General features: G+C 39.6%; 15 protein-coding genes, 1 tRNA gene, 1 rRNA gene, 1 other RNA gene and 1 other annotated feature. Of the genes, 4 read left to right on the top strand and 14 right to left on the bottom strand.

The genetic code is table 11. From position 1 onward, the window contains the following. Window positions 1–350: 350 nt before the first annotated feature. From J2Y03_RS28355 to tadA, 7 genes are all read right to left on the bottom strand, one after another. The gene (locus J2Y03_RS28355) at window positions 351–614 is read right to left on the bottom strand and encodes a pro-sigmaK processing inhibitor BofA family protein (RefSeq protein WP_310200575.1); all 264 of its coding nucleotides are present in this window, start codon (window positions 612–614) and stop codon (window positions 351–353) included. An 83-nt stretch (window positions 615–697) separates the two neighbouring features. Next, window positions 698–916, bottom strand: a complete 219-nt coding sequence (locus tag J2Y03_RS28360) for a YaaL family protein (protein ID WP_132097391.1) — start codon at window positions 914–916, stop codon at window positions 698–700. Between the two features lie 28 nt (window positions 917–944). Continuing rightward, window positions 945–1,541 (bottom strand): recombination mediator RecR, encoded by a 597-nt coding sequence (gene recR / locus J2Y03_RS28365; RefSeq protein ID WP_132097390.1) that lies wholly within the window; start codon window positions 1,539–1,541, stop codon window positions 945–947. 69 nt (window positions 1,542–1,610) lie between these two features. Next, window positions 1,611–1,928, bottom strand: a complete 318-nt coding sequence (locus J2Y03_RS28370; protein WP_045519285.1) for a YbaB/EbfC family nucleoid-associated protein — start codon at window positions 1,926–1,928, stop codon at window positions 1,611–1,613. A gap of 21 nt (window positions 1,929–1,949) precedes the next feature. Further along, the gene (gene dnaX / locus J2Y03_RS28375; protein WP_310200577.1) at window positions 1,950–3,641 is read right to left on the bottom strand and encodes a DNA polymerase III subunit gamma/tau; all 1,692 of its coding nucleotides are present in this window, start codon (window positions 3,639–3,641) and stop codon (window positions 1,950–1,952) included. Window positions 3,642–3,765: 124 nt separating this feature from the next. Continuing rightward, an RNA gene (gene ffs / locus J2Y03_RS28380) (signal recognition particle sRNA large type) lies at window positions 3,766–4,031 on the bottom strand. Window positions 4,032–4,120: 89 nt separating this feature from the next. Continuing rightward, window positions 4,121–4,618 carry a tRNA adenosine(34) deaminase TadA gene (gene tadA / locus J2Y03_RS28385; protein WP_310200579.1) on the bottom strand — a complete coding sequence of 166 codons (498 nt, stop codon included), beginning with the start codon at window positions 4,616–4,618 and terminating at the stop codon, window positions 4,121–4,123. Between the two features lie 124 nt (window positions 4,619–4,742). Between tadA and J2Y03_RS28390 the strand changes: the two genes are divergently transcribed. The 3 genes from J2Y03_RS28390 (at window position 4,743) to J2Y03_RS28400 (ending at window position 7,595) form a co-directional block, all read left to right on the top strand. Continuing rightward, complete coding sequence (locus J2Y03_RS28390; protein ID WP_310200581.1) at window positions 4,743–6,026, top strand: glycoside hydrolase family 18 protein; 1,284 nt, start codon at window positions 4,743–4,745, stop codon at window positions 6,024–6,026. 208 nt (window positions 6,027–6,234) lie between these two features. Further along, window positions 6,235–6,903, top strand: a complete 669-nt coding sequence (locus tag J2Y03_RS28395) for a deoxynucleoside kinase (RefSeq protein ID WP_310200582.1) — start codon at window positions 6,235–6,237, stop codon at window positions 6,901–6,903. Then, on the top strand, window positions 6,900–7,595 hold the full coding sequence (locus tag J2Y03_RS28400; protein WP_132097385.1) for a deoxynucleoside kinase: 696 nt from the start codon (window positions 6,900–6,902) through the stop codon (window positions 7,593–7,595). Before J2Y03_RS28395 ends, J2Y03_RS28400 begins: the two co-directional genes overlap by 4 nt. A gap of 120 nt (window positions 7,596–7,715) precedes the next feature. Here J2Y03_RS28400 and J2Y03_RS28405 read toward each other — a convergent pair. The 6 genes from J2Y03_RS28405 to guaB all read right to left on the bottom strand — a co-directional run bounded on the left by J2Y03_RS28405 (window position 7,716) and on the right by guaB (window position 14,151). Then, a tRNA-Ser gene (locus tag J2Y03_RS28405) sits at window positions 7,716–7,808 on the bottom strand. A 73-nt stretch (window positions 7,809–7,881) separates the two neighbouring features. After that, a complete protein-coding gene (serS, locus tag J2Y03_RS28410) occupies window positions 7,882–9,162 on the bottom strand; it encodes a serine--tRNA ligase (protein WP_310200586.1) in 1,281 nt (426 codons plus the stop codon). Between the two features lie 50 nt (window positions 9,163–9,212). After that, window positions 9,213–9,437: a binding site (T-box leader), on the bottom strand. A 92-nt stretch (window positions 9,438–9,529) separates the two neighbouring features. Further along, window positions 9,530–10,117, bottom strand: coding sequence for a pyridoxal 5'-phosphate synthase glutaminase subunit PdxT (gene pdxT, locus J2Y03_RS28415; RefSeq protein WP_310200588.1), 588 nt, complete (start codon window positions 10,115–10,117; stop codon window positions 9,530–9,532). 4 nt (window positions 10,118–10,121) lie between these two features. Beyond that, complete coding sequence (gene pdxS / locus J2Y03_RS28420) at window positions 10,122–11,003, bottom strand: pyridoxal 5'-phosphate synthase lyase subunit PdxS (protein ID WP_310200589.1); 882 nt, start codon at window positions 11,001–11,003, stop codon at window positions 10,122–10,124. Between the two features lie 166 nt (window positions 11,004–11,169). Continuing rightward, window positions 11,170–12,507 carry a D-alanyl-D-alanine carboxypeptidase family protein gene (locus tag J2Y03_RS28425; protein ID WP_396954283.1) on the bottom strand — a complete coding sequence of 446 codons (1,338 nt, stop codon included), beginning with the start codon at window positions 12,505–12,507 and terminating at the stop codon, window positions 11,170–11,172. Between the two features lie 177 nt (window positions 12,508–12,684). Continuing rightward, complete coding sequence (guaB, locus tag J2Y03_RS28430) at window positions 12,685–14,151, bottom strand: IMP dehydrogenase (RefSeq protein WP_310200591.1); 1,467 nt, start codon at window positions 14,149–14,151, stop codon at window positions 12,685–12,687. Between the two features lie 106 nt (window positions 14,152–14,257). Here guaB and J2Y03_RS28435 point away from each other — a divergent pair, with 106 nt between their 5' ends. Further along, the gene (locus J2Y03_RS28435) at window positions 14,258–15,199 is read left to right on the top strand and encodes a YaaC family protein (RefSeq protein ID WP_310200593.1); all 942 of its coding nucleotides are present in this window, start codon (window positions 14,258–14,260) and stop codon (window positions 15,197–15,199) included. Between the two features lie 380 nt (window positions 15,200–15,579). Here the strand turns inward: J2Y03_RS28435 and rrf are convergent. Next, window positions 15,580–15,667: ribosomal RNA gene (gene rrf, locus J2Y03_RS28440) — 5S ribosomal RNA — on the bottom strand; the annotation flags it as partial.

The following is a 15,667-nucleotide window of genomic DNA, read 5'->3' on the forward strand; positions in this document are numbered from 1 at the left end:
TGTATTAGGCACGCCGCCAGCGTTCGTCCTGAGCCAGGATCAAACTCTCCAAGAAAGTTGATATAGCTCATTTTGTTACGTTGGCTTAGCTTTTTTAAAAAAGCTAAAAAATTGTTTGTTGACGTTCTTGTTTGTTTAGTTTTCAAGGAGCAACTTTTCTCAATCGCTCTGAAGCGACTTTATTAATATACCATTAAACAGTTATTTAAGTCAATAACTTTTTTAAATGTGTTTGTTTGTCGTTTGTGACGACTTTTAATATATTACAGCATATCAAATGGTTGGTCAATAGTTTTTTAAAATGATTTTTTAGAAACAAAAAACCGCTGTTTTCCAGCGGTATTTTCAAACTAGATGATGAATTTTTGAATCGCGGCCAGCGCAACCAACCCCGGAATTCCAAGAAAGCCTGAAACAGCTGAGGTTGCGAAATTAATCGGTACATGAATACCAAAGCTATTGCCAGCAGTATTAAGGAAAAACAATAAAATTGCACCAATCAATAATTTAATAACAGCTTGGCCAAGAAACCTAGCTGGTTTAAAAGGAGCTCCGGAAAATAAAAGAATAAGTATGAGCCCTCCTAGTATTGATATAATTATAATAGGTTCCAAAAAGCTATCCCCCTTCAACTCTTTTTATAACAACATATGTACAAGTTATAAAAAATAGACCTTGAATAGGAATAGCATCATATTTACCTTTTTATACTTACATTTCTTTCTTTTGCCTCTCTTAATAGAAAGTAGTACTTTACTTGAGCAATTTTTGTCTGACAAATCGCTTCCTCAGAGGGGTCAAAACTTTTATCCAATAATTGCTTTTGCTTCTGCCAATGTTCTTTATACTCCTGTAGCTGTGTTAAAAGCTTTTTATCATATTCTTTCCGCAGCCACCCTTTTCGCTGAAAAAACATCGTGATTCCCCCGGTACTCTGCTATTCGTTAAAGTTCTCTTCTTCCCTCTAAAGCCTTAGATAAAGTAACCTCATCCGCGTATTCAAGATCTCCTCCAACTGGAAGTCCATGTGCAATCCGTGTAACCTTAATGCCTGATGGTTTGAGCAAACGGGAAATATACATGGCCGTTGCCTCTCCTTCGATATTTGGATTCGTTGCAAGGATGACTTCTTCTACCGTTTCATCATGGAGACGCTTTAATAGGTCAGGAATGTTAATATCCTCAGGGCCTATTCCATCCATAGGAGAGATCGCTCCATGGAGAACATGGTACTTACCATTGAATTCTCTCATTTTTTCCATGGCAATAACATCCTTTGGATCTTGGACAACACAAATCGTACTCTTATCACGGCGCTGATCTTCACATATATAGCATGGATCCTGATCTGTAATATGACCGCAGACCGTACAATACGATAAATTCCGCTTGGCGTTCACTAATGCCTTGGCGAAATCCAGCACCGTGTCTTCCTTCATGCTCAACACGTAAAAAGCCAAACGGGCAGCCGTTTTGGGTCCGATACCTGGCAGCTTCATAAAGCTGTCAATCAACTTTGAAATCGGTTCTGGATAGTGCATTGTTTATTATTCCTCTCCTGGAAAAGCGTATGCGCCTTTAAAAAGGCGCATACGCTTGATTATCCTTATTTAAAAAGGCAGATTCATTCCTTTTGTAAATTGTCCCATTGTGTTGTTTGTAAGTTCTTCTACCTTTTTTAGCGCATCGTTTGTTGCTGCTAAAACAAGGTCTTGCAGCATTTCGATATCGTCTGGATCAACTGCTTCAGGTTTAATTTGTACATCTACCACTTCTTTATGACCTGTTACGATGACAGTCACCATACCGCCGCCTGCTGTTCCTTCAATCTTTTGCTGTCCTAACTCTTCTTGTGCTTCAGCCATTTTCTTTTGCATTTTTTGCATTTGCTTCATCATATTTTGCATATTACCCATTCCACCACGCATATTCCTTCAACCTCCATTTAATTAGTCAATTATTTCTACAAATTCAGCACCAAAGAGATTTTTCGCTTCCGCTATATGCGGCTCTTCTTCTGCTTTAGAGCCAGAACCAGAACTTTCTCCATTAACATGATGCTGTGTGCTTAAAAAGTCTTCTCGAATTGAAAGCCATTGCTCTTCAGGTACACCAAGCACGAAATATTTATTTCCGGTTAGTTCTTGTAGAGCTAGGGTAATCGTCTCGACAAAACGGTTATTATCCATTGCCATTTGGCAATGAATTTCATGTTTGAATTTTAATATAAAAGCATTAGCTGAAGCCGCAACTGGTTCCGCTTCATTCAGTAAGGCAGCATGAGATTTCATTAATCTCCCTCTCATTTCGCCCCATTTGCTCTTAATTTGATTCAAGTCATTCTTTGTTGCATTCTTCAATACTTCATTTATTCTTCCAACTGCCGGCTGGAATCCTTTTCTTGAAGTTTTATGTGCAGGTTTTTGTGTTGCCTGAGGTGCCATATCTTGAACAACAGGTCCATTTGTTTTTAACAGTTGCAGTTCATGCTCTAACTGTTCCATTTTAGTAAGCAGTTGAGATATTTGTCCAGAAGGCATTTGCTCCGTCTGTTGCTCTTTTGTTTGACATAGCTTAACAATAGCAACTTCTAGAAAGATTCTAGGATGATTGGTCCATCGCATATCCTGTTGGGTTTTATTTAATAGGTCAATAAGCTGGTAAATCTGATCATAAGGAACAGCTTCAGCTAATTGACGAAACTCCTCATCTAACATGACTCTATCTAATGATTCCTCAAGATTTGGTGCTGTTTTGTATAGCAGCATATCTCGATAGTACAAAATAAAGTCCTCAATAAATCTTGATGGGTCTTTCCCATGAAATAATAATTCCTCTAAAGCTTCTAAGCCGCTGGCTACATCCCTTTCCATAACTGCTTTGGCAAGCTTATTTAAAAATCCTTGTGAAACAGAGCCTGTAACAGTCAGTGCGTCTTCAACTGTTACTCGATCCTGACTAAAGGAAATAGCTTGGTCTAAAAGACTTAATGCGTCACGCATACCACCTTCAGCTGCTCTAGCAATCATTTTTAAAGCGTCTTCTTCACAATCAACACCTGTTTCATCGACGATTAATTTCATTCGATTCACAATCGCTTGTGCTGTAATCCGTCTAAAATCAAATCGTTGACACCTAGAGATAATGGTTAAGGGTATTTTATGCGGTTCGGTCGTAGCTAAAATGAAAATAACATGCTTGGGCGGCTCCTCTAAAGTTTTTAACAAAGCGTTAAAGGCGCTAATCGATAGCATATGCACTTCATCAATAATATAGACCTTGTAGTTAACAGAGGTTGGAGCGAACTTCACTTTATCTAGAACATCTCGCATTTCTTCCACTCGTGAGTTGGAAGCTGCGTCAAATTCAAGAACATCGGGTATCGTTCCATTGGTAATACCCTTACAGGCGTCACATTCGTTGCAAGGTTCAAAAACCGGTGCTCGTTCACAATTAACTGCCTTTGCTAATATTTTTGCAGCACTTGTCTTCCCTGTCCCTCGCGGCCCGTTAAATAAATAAGCATGGGAAATTTTTTGTTGAAGTAGGGCGTTTTGCAATGTTTTAGTAACATGTTCCTGTCCTACTACATCAATAAATGCTTGAGGCCGCCAAACACGATATAAAGCCTGATAAGCCAAAAACATCGCCCCCTTCAAAAATACTATCCTATTCATTATAACTTATCCCTTTTCTATTTTACAAAGAGAATACAAAAAAACTCATCTCGGGTTACGAGATGAGCTGTCTTTTAATTATAAACTGCCGTGCACCTTCCGTCGACTCCGCACCCATAGGCGCTGCTTAAGCAGTTAGCTCGGCCCAGGCAACCCTGCGGCACATGGGAGCTTCCACTTAATGCTGCTTCCTTCCGGACCTGACATGGTTCATGGATTCCCATTGCGCAGGACCCGGGCGTCAACACCACTTACTTAAGGCGGACCCTACAGGATACCAGCCTCGGGAAGGGATTCAGCCTCGCTAGAGCGGATTGCGAGTACAGGGCACCGCTACCTCCCCGCCTAGCACGGCAAAGTTGATAATGCTTTTAGTGCGTCTTTATGACGCCTTCTTAGTATACTAACATTCGAGAAAAAAATCAATCTTTATCAATTGTAAATTACTGTAAGTTTTGTTTTTTTGCTAGTTTCCTTTTTTCTCGAAGCTGACGAAAGAAGTCTGACAGTAATTGACCACACTCAGCTTCCAACACACCGCTTGTAACCTCACTTTGATGGTTAAACCGCTCATCCTGCAGGAGATTCATAAATGTTCCTGCACAGCCCCCTTTTGGATCTGCTGCACCATAAACCACTCTATCCACCCTTGCTAAGATAATGGCACCTGAGCACATGGCACAGGGCTCAAGTGTGACATATAAAGTAGCATTCGTAAGACGCCATGAACCGGTTTCCTTACAAGCCTGTTCAATTGCCAATAGTTCTGCATGGGCAACTGCACTTTGTTTATTTTCTCGCAAATTATGTGCGCGGGAAATAATCCTTCCATCCATTACGATGATTGCACCGATTGGCACTTCCGCTAAAACTTCTGCCTTTTTCGCTTCCTTTATAGCTTCCTTCATATAATATTCATCTGAAAATTCATCTTTAGTCATGAGGTATACCGCCCACCAATATCTTCATTTTCACTCGATTATTTGAAATTTTATCCATTATATCATGAATCCATAATCTCACTCATAAAATAGTTGTAGCGTTTTTGCTAAGGAGGGGAAGAAGATGCAAATTCATGTTGTGAAAAGTAACGAATCATTAACGACCATTGCCAGGTCTTACAATACAACAGTTAATGATATTGTTGAAGCAAATGACATCCCTAATCCAAATAATCTAGTCGTTGGTCAAGCAATGGTCATTCCAATCGTTGGAAGTTTCTATTATGTTCAGCCGGGAGACAGTTTATGGTCAATCGGGCAAAAGGTAGGTGTACCCTACCAACAAATCGCTTCAGCAAACCGTATTTCACTAAACCAGCAACTTTATGTTGGTTTTCGCCTTTATATCCCACCGGCACCAAAAAGAAGAGGGGAATTTAATGCCTATGTAGAACCGCGCGGCACCTCTGTAGCACCAATATTAGAAACGAGTGCACGGGAGGCAGCACCTTATTTAACTTATTTGGCACCGTTCAGCTTTCAAGCACTTCGTGACGGTTCCTTAAAAGAACCTTTGCTAAATAACTTTCCAGCCATTGCGAGGGCAAATCGAAATGTTTTAATGATGGTTATTACTAACCAGGAAAATGATCAATTTAGTGATGAATTAGGTCGTATTTTACTAAATGATATCCCCATTCAAGACAGATTCCTAAATAATATTGTTGCTACTGCAAAGAAATATGGGTTTCGCGATATTCATTTCGATTTCGAATTTTTACGACCAGCTGACCGTGAAGCCTATAATCGATTCTTACGAAAAGCAAAGGCAAGATTCCAACGTGAAGGATGGTTTATATCAACAGCCCTAGCACCGAAAACAAGTGCTACACAACAAGGGAAATGGTATGAAGCTCATGATTATCGTGCGCACGGGCAAATTGTGGACTTTGTTGTTATTATGACCTACGAATGGGGATACAGTGGTGGTCCGGCCATGGCTGTTTCCCCTATTGATCAGGTTCGAAAGGTTTTACAATATGCAATTACAGAAATGCCTCCTAATAAAATTATGATGGGGCAGAATCTATATGGATACGACTGGACACTTCCATTTGTTCAGGGCTCTGTGGCAAGAGCAGTCAGTCCACAACAAGCTATTGAGCTTGCAGCTGCAAACAATGTTCCTATTCAATATGATACAAAAGCACAGGCACCTTTTTTCAGATACACCGCTGCGAATGGAAAACAGCATGAAGTTTGGTTCGAGGATGCTCGTTCCATTCAAGCAAAGTTTAATTTGATAAAAGAGTTGAATATTAGAGGAATGAGTTACTGGAAGCTAGGTCTTGCCTTTCCGCAAAATTGGCTGTTAATTGTCGAGAATTTCAATGTTGTAAAAAGATGATAAAAACTTCTAACAAAAACTGCCGTCATTCGGCAGTTTTTTCAAATTATCGACATAAAAATCCATTCTTCAACAATTTCCATATCCCTTCCTGTATCAGATTATGATAATATAATATTTGTGCCAAAAAGAACTTTGAATAAAGGTTACCGGTAATTTACTGGTTAAACATAGAAATTGCAGGCAGTTGGAGAAGGAGGACATGCAGGTGGGGTATACTCCCTTTATAACCGTTGAAGGGCCGATTGGTGTAGGTAAGACATCTCTCGCAAAAGCCATTTCAAATAAATTTAATTTTGCATTATTAAAAGAGATTGTCGATGAAAATCCATTTTTAGGGAAATTTTATGACAATATTGAAGAGTGGAGTTTCCAGACAGAAATGTTTTTTCTTTGCAATCGCTATAAGCAATTAGGGGATATTAATACCCACTACTTAAGTAAAAGTCAGGCTGTTGTAGCAGATTATCATATTTTAAAGAACTTAATTTTTGCCCAGAGGACTTTAAACTCCGATGAATATCAAAAATACTATAAAATATATCAGCTCCTAACAGAAGACATGCCAAAGCCGAATGTCATTATTTATTTAAATGCGAGTCTTGATACTCTTCTTAAGCGAATAAAAATAAGAGGACGCGAAGTAGAGAAAAATATTAGCCCCTTATATTTAGAGCAGCTATCAATTGACTATGAACAAACCATAACGAGCTTTGAGCATTCACATCCGGAAATTCCAGTACTTCGATTTAACGGGGATGAATTAGATTTTGTCACAAATGAAGATGATTTAAATTTTATTATCGAAAAGCTCATAAGTTCATTAAAGAAAAGCAGCACGACAAACACACAAGTAAGAATTGGGGGATGTAAGTGAGTATCGTTATTGGTGGTATGATTGGTCTTGGTAAAACAAGTGTAGCTGATACATTAAATGCACATTTTAAAAGAAATGGAATTGAGAGTAAGGTTTTTTATGAAGCTGTTGATAATAATCCAATTCTCCCTCTCTATTATGAATTAACTCCAGAAGAATTAGATGCAAGAAGAATTCCATTCCTCTTACAATTGTTTTTTCTAAATAAACGCTTTAAAACGGTGAAGGATTGTGTAAGTTGGAATGACCCTATTTATACCATTCAGGATCGCTCCATTTACGAAGATTGGTACTTTGCCTATGTAAATAAAAATCTCGGCAGAATTTCTGAGCTTGAATTTAAAATATATGAAGAGCTTGTGGAAAACATGATGGAAGAATTAAATGAGCTTCCAAAAAAAGCCCCAGATTTAATGGTTTACTTAAAAGGTTCCTTTGATACGGTAATTGACCGAATTATGGCACGGGGCAGAAGCTTCGAAATTAACCCTGAACTAAAAGAATATTATTTCGAAGTTTGGAAGGGTTATGATGACTGGGTCATTAATAACTATAACGCCAGCGATGTCTTGATTATTGACATGGATTATACAGATGTTGTGAAGCGCCCAGAAGACGCATTAAGAATATGCCGTGAAGTTGACGAACGACTAAAAGGAATCCTTAATATAACAAAAGCACATATTGGTTAATCCAATATGTGCTTTCTTTTTACGTGCAGCATTATTTTAAAAAAGTGCATAAAAAAATCCGTCCAATTACTTGGAACGGATATTATCTCCAGTTTTATGCGCGATTAATGTTAAAATTAATGGAGGAGGAAGAGGGATTCGAACCCCCGCGCGGTATGACCCGCCTGTCGGTTTTCAAGACCGATCCCTTCAGCCAGACTTGGGTATTCCTCCGTGTCGACAAGATATAGATTAACACAGTAATTTACCCATGTCAACACATTAATTAAAATAAAATGATTTAATATTATTCTGGTACGATAACTTCTTTATTCCCCATATAAGGACGTAATACATTTGGAATGACCACACTGCCATCAGCCTGCTGATAATTTTCCAAGATGGCTGCAACCGTTCTGCCAATCGCCAAACCAGATCCATTTAATGTATGAAGATGTTCAGGTTTCGCCTTTGGTTCCCGTCGGAAACGTATATTGGCACGGCGGGCTTGGAAAGCCTCGAAGTTACTACAAGAAGAAATCTCCCGGAAGGTGCCATAACTTGGAATCCATACCTCGATGTCGTACTTTTTAGCAGCCGTAAAGCCCAGGTCACCCGTACACATGCTTAGCACACGATAAGGCAATTCAAGTAATTGCAGGACACGCTCAGCGTCACTTGTCAGCTTCTCAAGCTCCTCATAAGAATCTTCTGGCTTAACAAACTTCACGAGTTCCACTTTATTGAATTGGTGCTGACGGATTAATCCGCGCGTGTCACGCCCCGCAGAACCAGCTTCGGAACGAAAGCATGCGCTGTAGGCCGCAAAGCGAATTGGCAGCTCGTCACCGCTTAAGATTTCATCGCGGTAGAGGTTGGTAACAGGCACTTCAGCTGTTGGGATTAAGAAGTAATCTTCACTTTCAATTAAGAATGCGTCTTCTTCAAATTTTGGCAGCTGACCTGTACCCGTCATGCTGGCACGGTTGACCATATAAGGCGGTAAAATTTCTTTATAGCCATGCTCATCGACATGCAGGTCAAGCATAAAGTTCATTAGTGCACGCTCTAAACGAGCCCCAAGGCCTTTATAAAAAACGAAGCGGCTGCCCGTAACCTTGCCCGCACGTTCAAAATCAAGTATCCCTAAATGGTCGGCAACATCCCAGTGCGGCTTCGCCTCAAATTCAAATTCACGAACTTGACCCCATTTTCTAATTTCAACATTTTCATCCTCTGTTTCACCAACAGGAACACTTTCATGTGGAATATTTGGAATGCTCATTAACAAATGATCAAGAGTTTCCTCGACACTGCGGAGCTCCTCATCCAAAACTTTAATCCTGTCGCCTACCTCACGCATCTCCACAATAAGATGGTCAGCATCGGCCTTTTCGCGCTTTAAAGTCGCTACCTGTTGAGAAACCTCATTTCGCTTGCTTTTCAATTGTTCGGCCTCAACGATTAAATCACGTCTGCGCTGATCTAAGTCCTCGAATTTCCCAAGGTCTGTCAGGTCCTCCCCGCGATGCTGAAGTTTTTCCTTCACCTCTGCAAAATTAGCTCTTAATACTTTAATATCTAACATTTGTACCACTCCTAACTGTTAAATAAATACAAAAAACTCCCATCCCCAAAAACAGGGACGAGAGTTACCCGCGTTACCACCCTGGTTGACAGTATATTAGTCTGTCCACCTTGAAAAAAATTAACGGTTTTTACCGAAAGTACTTACTAACCCATTAGTGGGTGTTCCATACTCTGCTCGAGGAGGGATTCACAAGCTTCAAACACCGATTTACACCAGCCATCGGCTCTCTTTAGAATGAACTTCCTGTTACTAGTTCCTCTCATTGCTTTAACGCTATATAATTGTTCAGCAACATTGCCTAGTGCGTATGTGCTGTCTTATTTGTTTCTTAATTTACTATAATTATCCACTAAATGCAATTATTTTATACAAGTTGTTTTGCTTTTGCTTCCTTAACCATCTTTACAAAGTAAGCCGTAAGGTCATGATTATCTGTTAATTCTGGGTGGAAGGAACAGCCGAGGTATTGTCCTTCACGTGCTGCGACAATACGGTCATTATGCTTAGAAAGAATTTCAACTTCTTCTCCTGCCTCAACGATATGTGGAGCACGGATAAATACTGCTGGAAAGTTATCGGCAACATCCTTGATTGTAAGGTCTGCCTCGAAGCTATCCACTTGTCGGCCAAAAGAGTTGCGTTCAACCGTAATGTCCATCACACCGATATGGGGTTCATGGCCAACTAGATTTTTAGCTAAAAGTATAAGACCTGCACATGTTCCGAACATAGGTTTACCTTCAGCAGCAAATTCCTTTAATGCATCCATAAAGTTATACTTATCAATCAATCGTCTCATTGCAGTGCTTTCACCACCAGGAAGGATTAAGCCGTCTACTTCATTTAGCTCTTCCACTTTCTTAATAGCGATTCCCTGTGCACCACATTCTTCTACAGAACGTATATGTTCACGAACAGCACCTTGTAAAGCAAGTACTCCTATTTTTACCATGATCTTACCAACCTCTATCCTGCATGCGCGCTTGTGGAGCTATTGAAGAAATTTCAATCCCTTTCATAGGAGTTCCTAAGTCCTTAGAAAGCTCAACAATTAATTTATAATCTTGGTAGTGGGTAGTAGCTTCTACAATCGCTCTAGCAAACTTAGCTGGATTCTCTGATTTAAAAATACCTGATCCTACAAAAACTCCGTCTGCACCCAACTCCATCATCAATGCTGCGTCCGCTGGAGTGGCTACGCCGCCTGCTGCAAAGTTAACAACGGGTAGACGACCAAGGCGCTTAATTTCAAGAAGTAACTCAAATGGTGCTCCCAATAGTTTTGCTTCTGTCATAAGCTCATCTTCATTCATTCCTACCACTTTACGAACCTGTCCGTTTACCTTACGCATATGGCGGACTGCCTCAACGATATTTCCTGTTCCTGGTTCACCCTTTGTACGAAGCATTGAAGCCCCTTCACCAATCCTGCGGGCAGCCTCACCAAGGTCACGGCAGCCACAAACAAATGGAACGGTAAAATCCCTCTTATATAAATGATACTCTTCATCAGCTGGAGTTAATACTTCGCTCTCATCAATATAGTCAACACCCATTGCCTCAAGAATACGTGCTTCAACAATATGGCCAATTCTTGCTTTTGCCATTACAGGGATTGAAACAGCATTAAGTACCTCTTCCATAATCCTAGGATCAGCCATTCTAGCAACTCCGCCAGCAGCACGAATGTCAGAAGGAACACGCTCAAGTGCCATTACAGCAACCGCGCCTGCATCTTCAGCAATTTTTGCCTGCTCTGCATTAATAACATCCATGATGACGCCGCCCTTTTGCATTTCTGCCATTCCACGTTTAACTCGATCTGTACCTGTTTTCATTGTAAGTCCCCCTTGTTAGTCCATTTTTATAAATATTACAAAAAATTAACGTATAAATTTAGGAAGTTGTATTAATTCGTTCGGAATTAGAATATTCCCATAAAAACATTAAAGCAACAAAAAAGGATCCCTGTCAAGACAAGAATCCTTTGTAAATATTCCCTGACTATTTAAACCAGCCTTTAACGGTGGAAGAAATGCCTCCCCAAAGGTCTCCAAAGAATCCCCCGATTCCTCTCATCATTAAGACGAACCAATTAGACTTCTCAACATCTTCAGCTGCAATGACGTCAACTGTAATATGGTTCTGCCCTTTTTCTGTTAAAAACCCTAACTTTTCAGCCTCTTTAGGTTGGATGGTTAACGTTCCAACTTTTTCACCCTTTTTAATAGGAGCAGTAAGTTCACCTTGTTTATTAATTTTCTTTTTATCAAGTGTTAAAACGGTTTTGAAATTATCCTTTTCTCCATTTTTAACAACCATATTAACGGCGTCTTTTGTATAAATTTTTACCTGATCGTCTTTACCTTTGGTTACTGGTAAACTCTTTTTCTCTTTAACTTGATAATGCTTTGGAATAACTTCTTCCTTTGTAAAATTATTAAAAGCGAAATCAAGGATCTTTCTTGTTTCTCTGAATCGTTCTGTTTGGGAACTAGTATTCATAACAACGGATATAAATCTTTGACCATCTCTAGAAGCCGTTCCGGTAAAATTGGAACCTGCAAAAGGAGTTGAACCAGTCTTTAAACCATCCAAACCTTTATAAACAAATTGCTGATAATTCGGGTAATCAGCTGCAAGTTTCTCGTATCCTTCTAACATCCAGTTCCAGTTGTCCATTTTAAAAGCATCTTCGGTACCCTCTGCAAAAATCCTTTCAGGATCACTAGATGTCTCCAATACCTCTGGGAAATCCTTTAACAAGCGGGATGCCAAAATTGCAACATCCTTTGCAGACATTATATTTTCCTCATCAGGATCACCGATGACTTCAGGAAAATGCTTTAACATATCACGATTATTTAATCCTGTAGAGTTTACAAACTTATACTTCTCCAGGCCAAGTTCTTCTGCCTTTTTATTCATCATTTCTACAAATTTCGCCTCTGATCCGCCAACCATTTCAGCAATTGCAATGGTTGCAGCATTAGCAGATTCAATCGCCATTGCTGAATACAGATCTTTCGCCTTATACTTGGCGTCAACACGTAAAAAAACATTACTTAAACTATTGTCATGAGACATTTTAGAAAGTTCGGGAGATATTAAGTACTCTTGGTCCCACTTCGCTTTACCCTCTTTTACTGCTTCTAAAAATAAGTATTCTGTCATCATTTTAGTCATACTTGCAATTCCCAGAGCCGTTTCAGAATTCTTTTCATACAAGATCATACCCGTATCTGCATCCACCAATATAGCCGCAGATGCATTGACATCTAACCCCGCAGTTTCTGCCTCAGCTTTATTCATGCCAGAAAATAGGCTAAAAAACATAATCATTGCCAAGGAACTGGCAAAAAGTTTACGATAAAAAAGTTTGTTCACTCTTAACGCCTCCAACGATTTAAATACACTTTGGTTATTTTATCATAACTGGAGTTCAAATCATAGACAGAGGATAGGACTATCTTTTTACAAAAAAAAGACAGAGAAGCGATGACTTCTCTGTTTCGTCTCTTAAGATAATGAGTAATTTGGTGCTTCTTTTGTAATTTGGACATCGTGAGGATGACTCTCTCTCAGTCCTGCCCCTGTCATTCTAATAAATTGAGCATTATCTCTTAACGCTTCTAGGTCTTTTGTTCCACAATATCCCATACCAGAACGTATACCACCGACTAATTGGTAAATTGTTTCAGCTAATGGCCCTTTATAAGGCAAGCGACCTTCAATTCCTTCAGGAACAAACTTCTTATTATCTTCCTGAAAATAACGATCCTTTGAACCCTTTTCCATCGCTGCAACAGAACCCATGCCGCGATATACCTTAAAGCGTCGTCCCTGGAAAATTTCAGTCTCTCCAGGACTTTCTGTTACACCCGCCAGCATGCTTCCCAGCATAACGGCATGACCGCCTGCAGCTAATGCCTTTACGATATCACCTGAATATTTAATACCGCCATCTGCAATAATAGCCTTGCCATGTTTTCTAGCCTCTGTAGCACAGTCATAAACAGCAGTGATTTGTGGCACGCCTACACCTGCTACCACCCTCGTAGTACATATAGAGCCAGGTCCGATTCCAACCTTAACGACATCCGCACCTGCTTCTATCAGTGCCGCTGTTGCTTCTCCAGTTGCCACATTTCCTGCAACAATTGTTAAATCTGAGTATTGGCTTCTAATTTCTTTAACTGTGTCGAGTACACCCTTGGAATGGCCGTGTGCTGTATCTACTACAATCAAATCAACATTGGCTTTTACCAGCTTATCAACCCTCTGCATTGTATCCTTTGTTACACCGACAGCCGCACCAGCTAATAAACGACCTTGCTTATCCTTTGCTGAGTTTGGAAACTCAATAACCTTCTCAATATCCTTTATGGTGATTAACCCTTTCAAAACTCCTTGATCGTCCACAAGCGGCAGCTTTTCGATTTTATACTTTTGAAGGATTTTTTCTGCCTCTTTTAATGTGGTTCCTACCGGAGCCGTAACAAGGTTTTCTCTTGTCATAACATCAGAAATTTTAAACGAGTAATCTTGAATAAAACGTAAGTCACGATTGGTGATAATCCCTACCAGTTTTTGCTCATCAAGATTATTGACAATTGGCACACCTGAAATTCGATATTTGCTCATTAAATGCTCAGCATCAAATACCTGATGCTCTGGAGTAAGGAAAAACGGATCGGTGATTACACCACTTTCTGACCTCTTAACTTTCTCAACCAGTTCAGCCTGCTGTTCAATGGTCATATTTTTATGGATGATTCCTATACCACCCTGGCGAGCCATTGAAATTGCCATTTCAGCTTCTGTTACGGTGTCCATCCCTGCACTAATAATCGGGATATTTAACTTTACCTTAGGAGATAACTCCACTTGAAGACTTACATCACGCGGCAGTACTTCTGATTTACCAGGAATTAATAAGACATCATCAAACGTTAAACCTTCTTTTTGAAATTTACTCTCCCACATTTTTATGGCCTCCAGGAAAAAATTTTTTAATTGTAGGTTATCAATTGGACAAAATACTGTCAAGGAGAACGATTTAATTTAACTTTTCTGAAAAAGGTGATTACCATTGGCAGCTGACTATAAAGGCTGGAAAAGCTATGCGAGTTTTTTTTCTGCAGAGTATTGCCAGTTATACCTAAAAAACAATTATAGGAAATGGAATATTGAAAACCCTGAACAAAAAAGCTATGAAAACTGCTATGCCTTTCTATATTATCTCGAACACGGGCAAATTTATTATCAACAGGCAGATAATGCACCGCTTATTTTAAAACCGATTCTACTTTTTTATGGTCTCGTACATTTAATAAAAGCATGTATTTTAACGGTTGACCCCGCTTACCCAGAAACAACATCCGTTTTAGCACATGGGGTTTCAACGCGAAAGAGAAAAAAGCAGAATTACCAATTTTTCCAAGATGAAGTTAAATTTCAAAAAAATGGACTCTTTCCCTTTATGTCGGAGAAAATGTTCCACATGAAACAATTGGAAGGAGATAAAATTACAATGGAGGAGCTCCTGCAGCTCATTCCTGAACTTGATGACCTATTTGTTGTACATGAGGGGAAGAGCACTTTCACACCCATATATACTCATCATGGGCAAATGGTACTACCTGAAAAAATATTGGACCATTATCACATGACAGAGGAGAGAATGAGGGAGTTTCTTACAACAAAGTCAGGCAATCAAATTGAATTTACGAGTGAAGGACTTACGTTTCAAATAAATAAGGGATCCTTTACAGGAATTTCTCCGATTAAATTTAATCTAGAAAGTAGTTCATATGTGCTTCCACTAAAGAAGGATAATTTATTCCTTTTCCCAGAGCTGATGGTACATTATCTCTTGCTTTATAATTTAAGTATGATTGCAAGATACGAAACAGAATGGTGGAGTGAATTAACGAAAATGATGCCAAACCGTGATTATCCGTTTATAAAATCCTTTTTGGAGATTACCTTGGAGAAAGGGCCGTTTTTAGTTTATGAGTATTTGATGGGTTAGAGGATTTTAATACCTTTTGAGGAAAGCGGGTTTAAGGTAATTAAAAAGGGGGATTGGTTACCTTGACCCTTGGAATCTTAGGTAAAGGGAATCACATTGGGTTTCTAATTCCATTTATCCTCGAAAAGACTCTATTAAGGGAATCAGATGACACCAGAAGGTTTGATTCTCTAACTATTGTTCCTTTTTAAAAAATAACGCTGCACGGGCAGATCCTTTGGATATCGTTACCTTTTTCTCTTAAAGCATCGCCGCACGGGCACAATTCTCCGACTATCGTTCCCTCTTTCCATAAAAACACCGCCGCATGGTAACGATACTACTATCCTATAACTGTGACAACACAAAAAGCACAACCCTCATCAGGTTGTGCTTCGTTTGCCTGGCAACGTCCTACTCTCACAGGGACAAAGTCCCAACTACCATCGGCGCTGAGAAGCTTAACTTCCGTGTTCGGTATGGGAACGG

The sequence above is a fragment of the Neobacillus niacini genome, assembly GCF_031457145.1.
In the GTDB taxonomy this organism is placed as follows: Bacteria; Bacillota; Bacilli; order Bacillales; family Cytobacillaceae; genus Neobacillus; species Neobacillus niacini_J.

Bases quoted from the DNA above. Each gene is read 5' to 3' on its own strand.
- J2Y03_RS28360 (WP_132097391.1), bottom strand. From the start codon at position 916: ATGTTTTTTCAGCGAAAAGGGTGGCTGCGGAAAGAATATGATAAAAAG.
- recR (WP_132097390.1), bottom strand. From the start codon at position 1,541: ATGCACTATCCAGAACCGATTTCAAAGTTGATTGACAGCTTTATGAAG.
- J2Y03_RS28370 (WP_045519285.1), bottom strand. From the start codon at position 1,928: ATGCGTGGTGGAATGGGTAATATGCAAAATATGATGAAGCAAATGCAA.
- tadA (WP_310200579.1), bottom strand. From the start codon at position 4,618: ATGACTAAAGATGAATTTTCAGATGAATATTATATGAAGGAAGCTATA.
- J2Y03_RS28390 (WP_310200581.1), top strand. From the start codon at position 4,743: ATGCAAATTCATGTTGTGAAAAGTAACGAATCATTAACGACCATTGCC.
- serS (WP_310200586.1), bottom strand. From the start codon at position 9,162: ATGTTAGATATTAAAGTATTAAGAGCTAATTTTGCAGAGGTGAAGGAA.
- pdxT (WP_310200588.1), bottom strand. From the start codon at position 10,117: ATGGTAAAAATAGGAGTACTTGCTTTACAAGGTGCTGTTCGTGAACAT.
- pdxS (WP_310200589.1), bottom strand. From the start codon at position 11,003: ATGAAAACAGGTACAGATCGAGTTAAACGTGGAATGGCAGAAATGCAA.
- J2Y03_RS28425 (WP_396954283.1), bottom strand. From the start codon at position 12,507: ATGATTATGTTTTTTAGCCTATTTTCTGGCATGAATAAAGCTGAGGCA.
- guaB (WP_310200591.1), bottom strand. From the start codon at position 14,151: ATGTGGGAGAGTAAATTTCAAAAAGAAGGTTTAACGTTTGATGATGTC.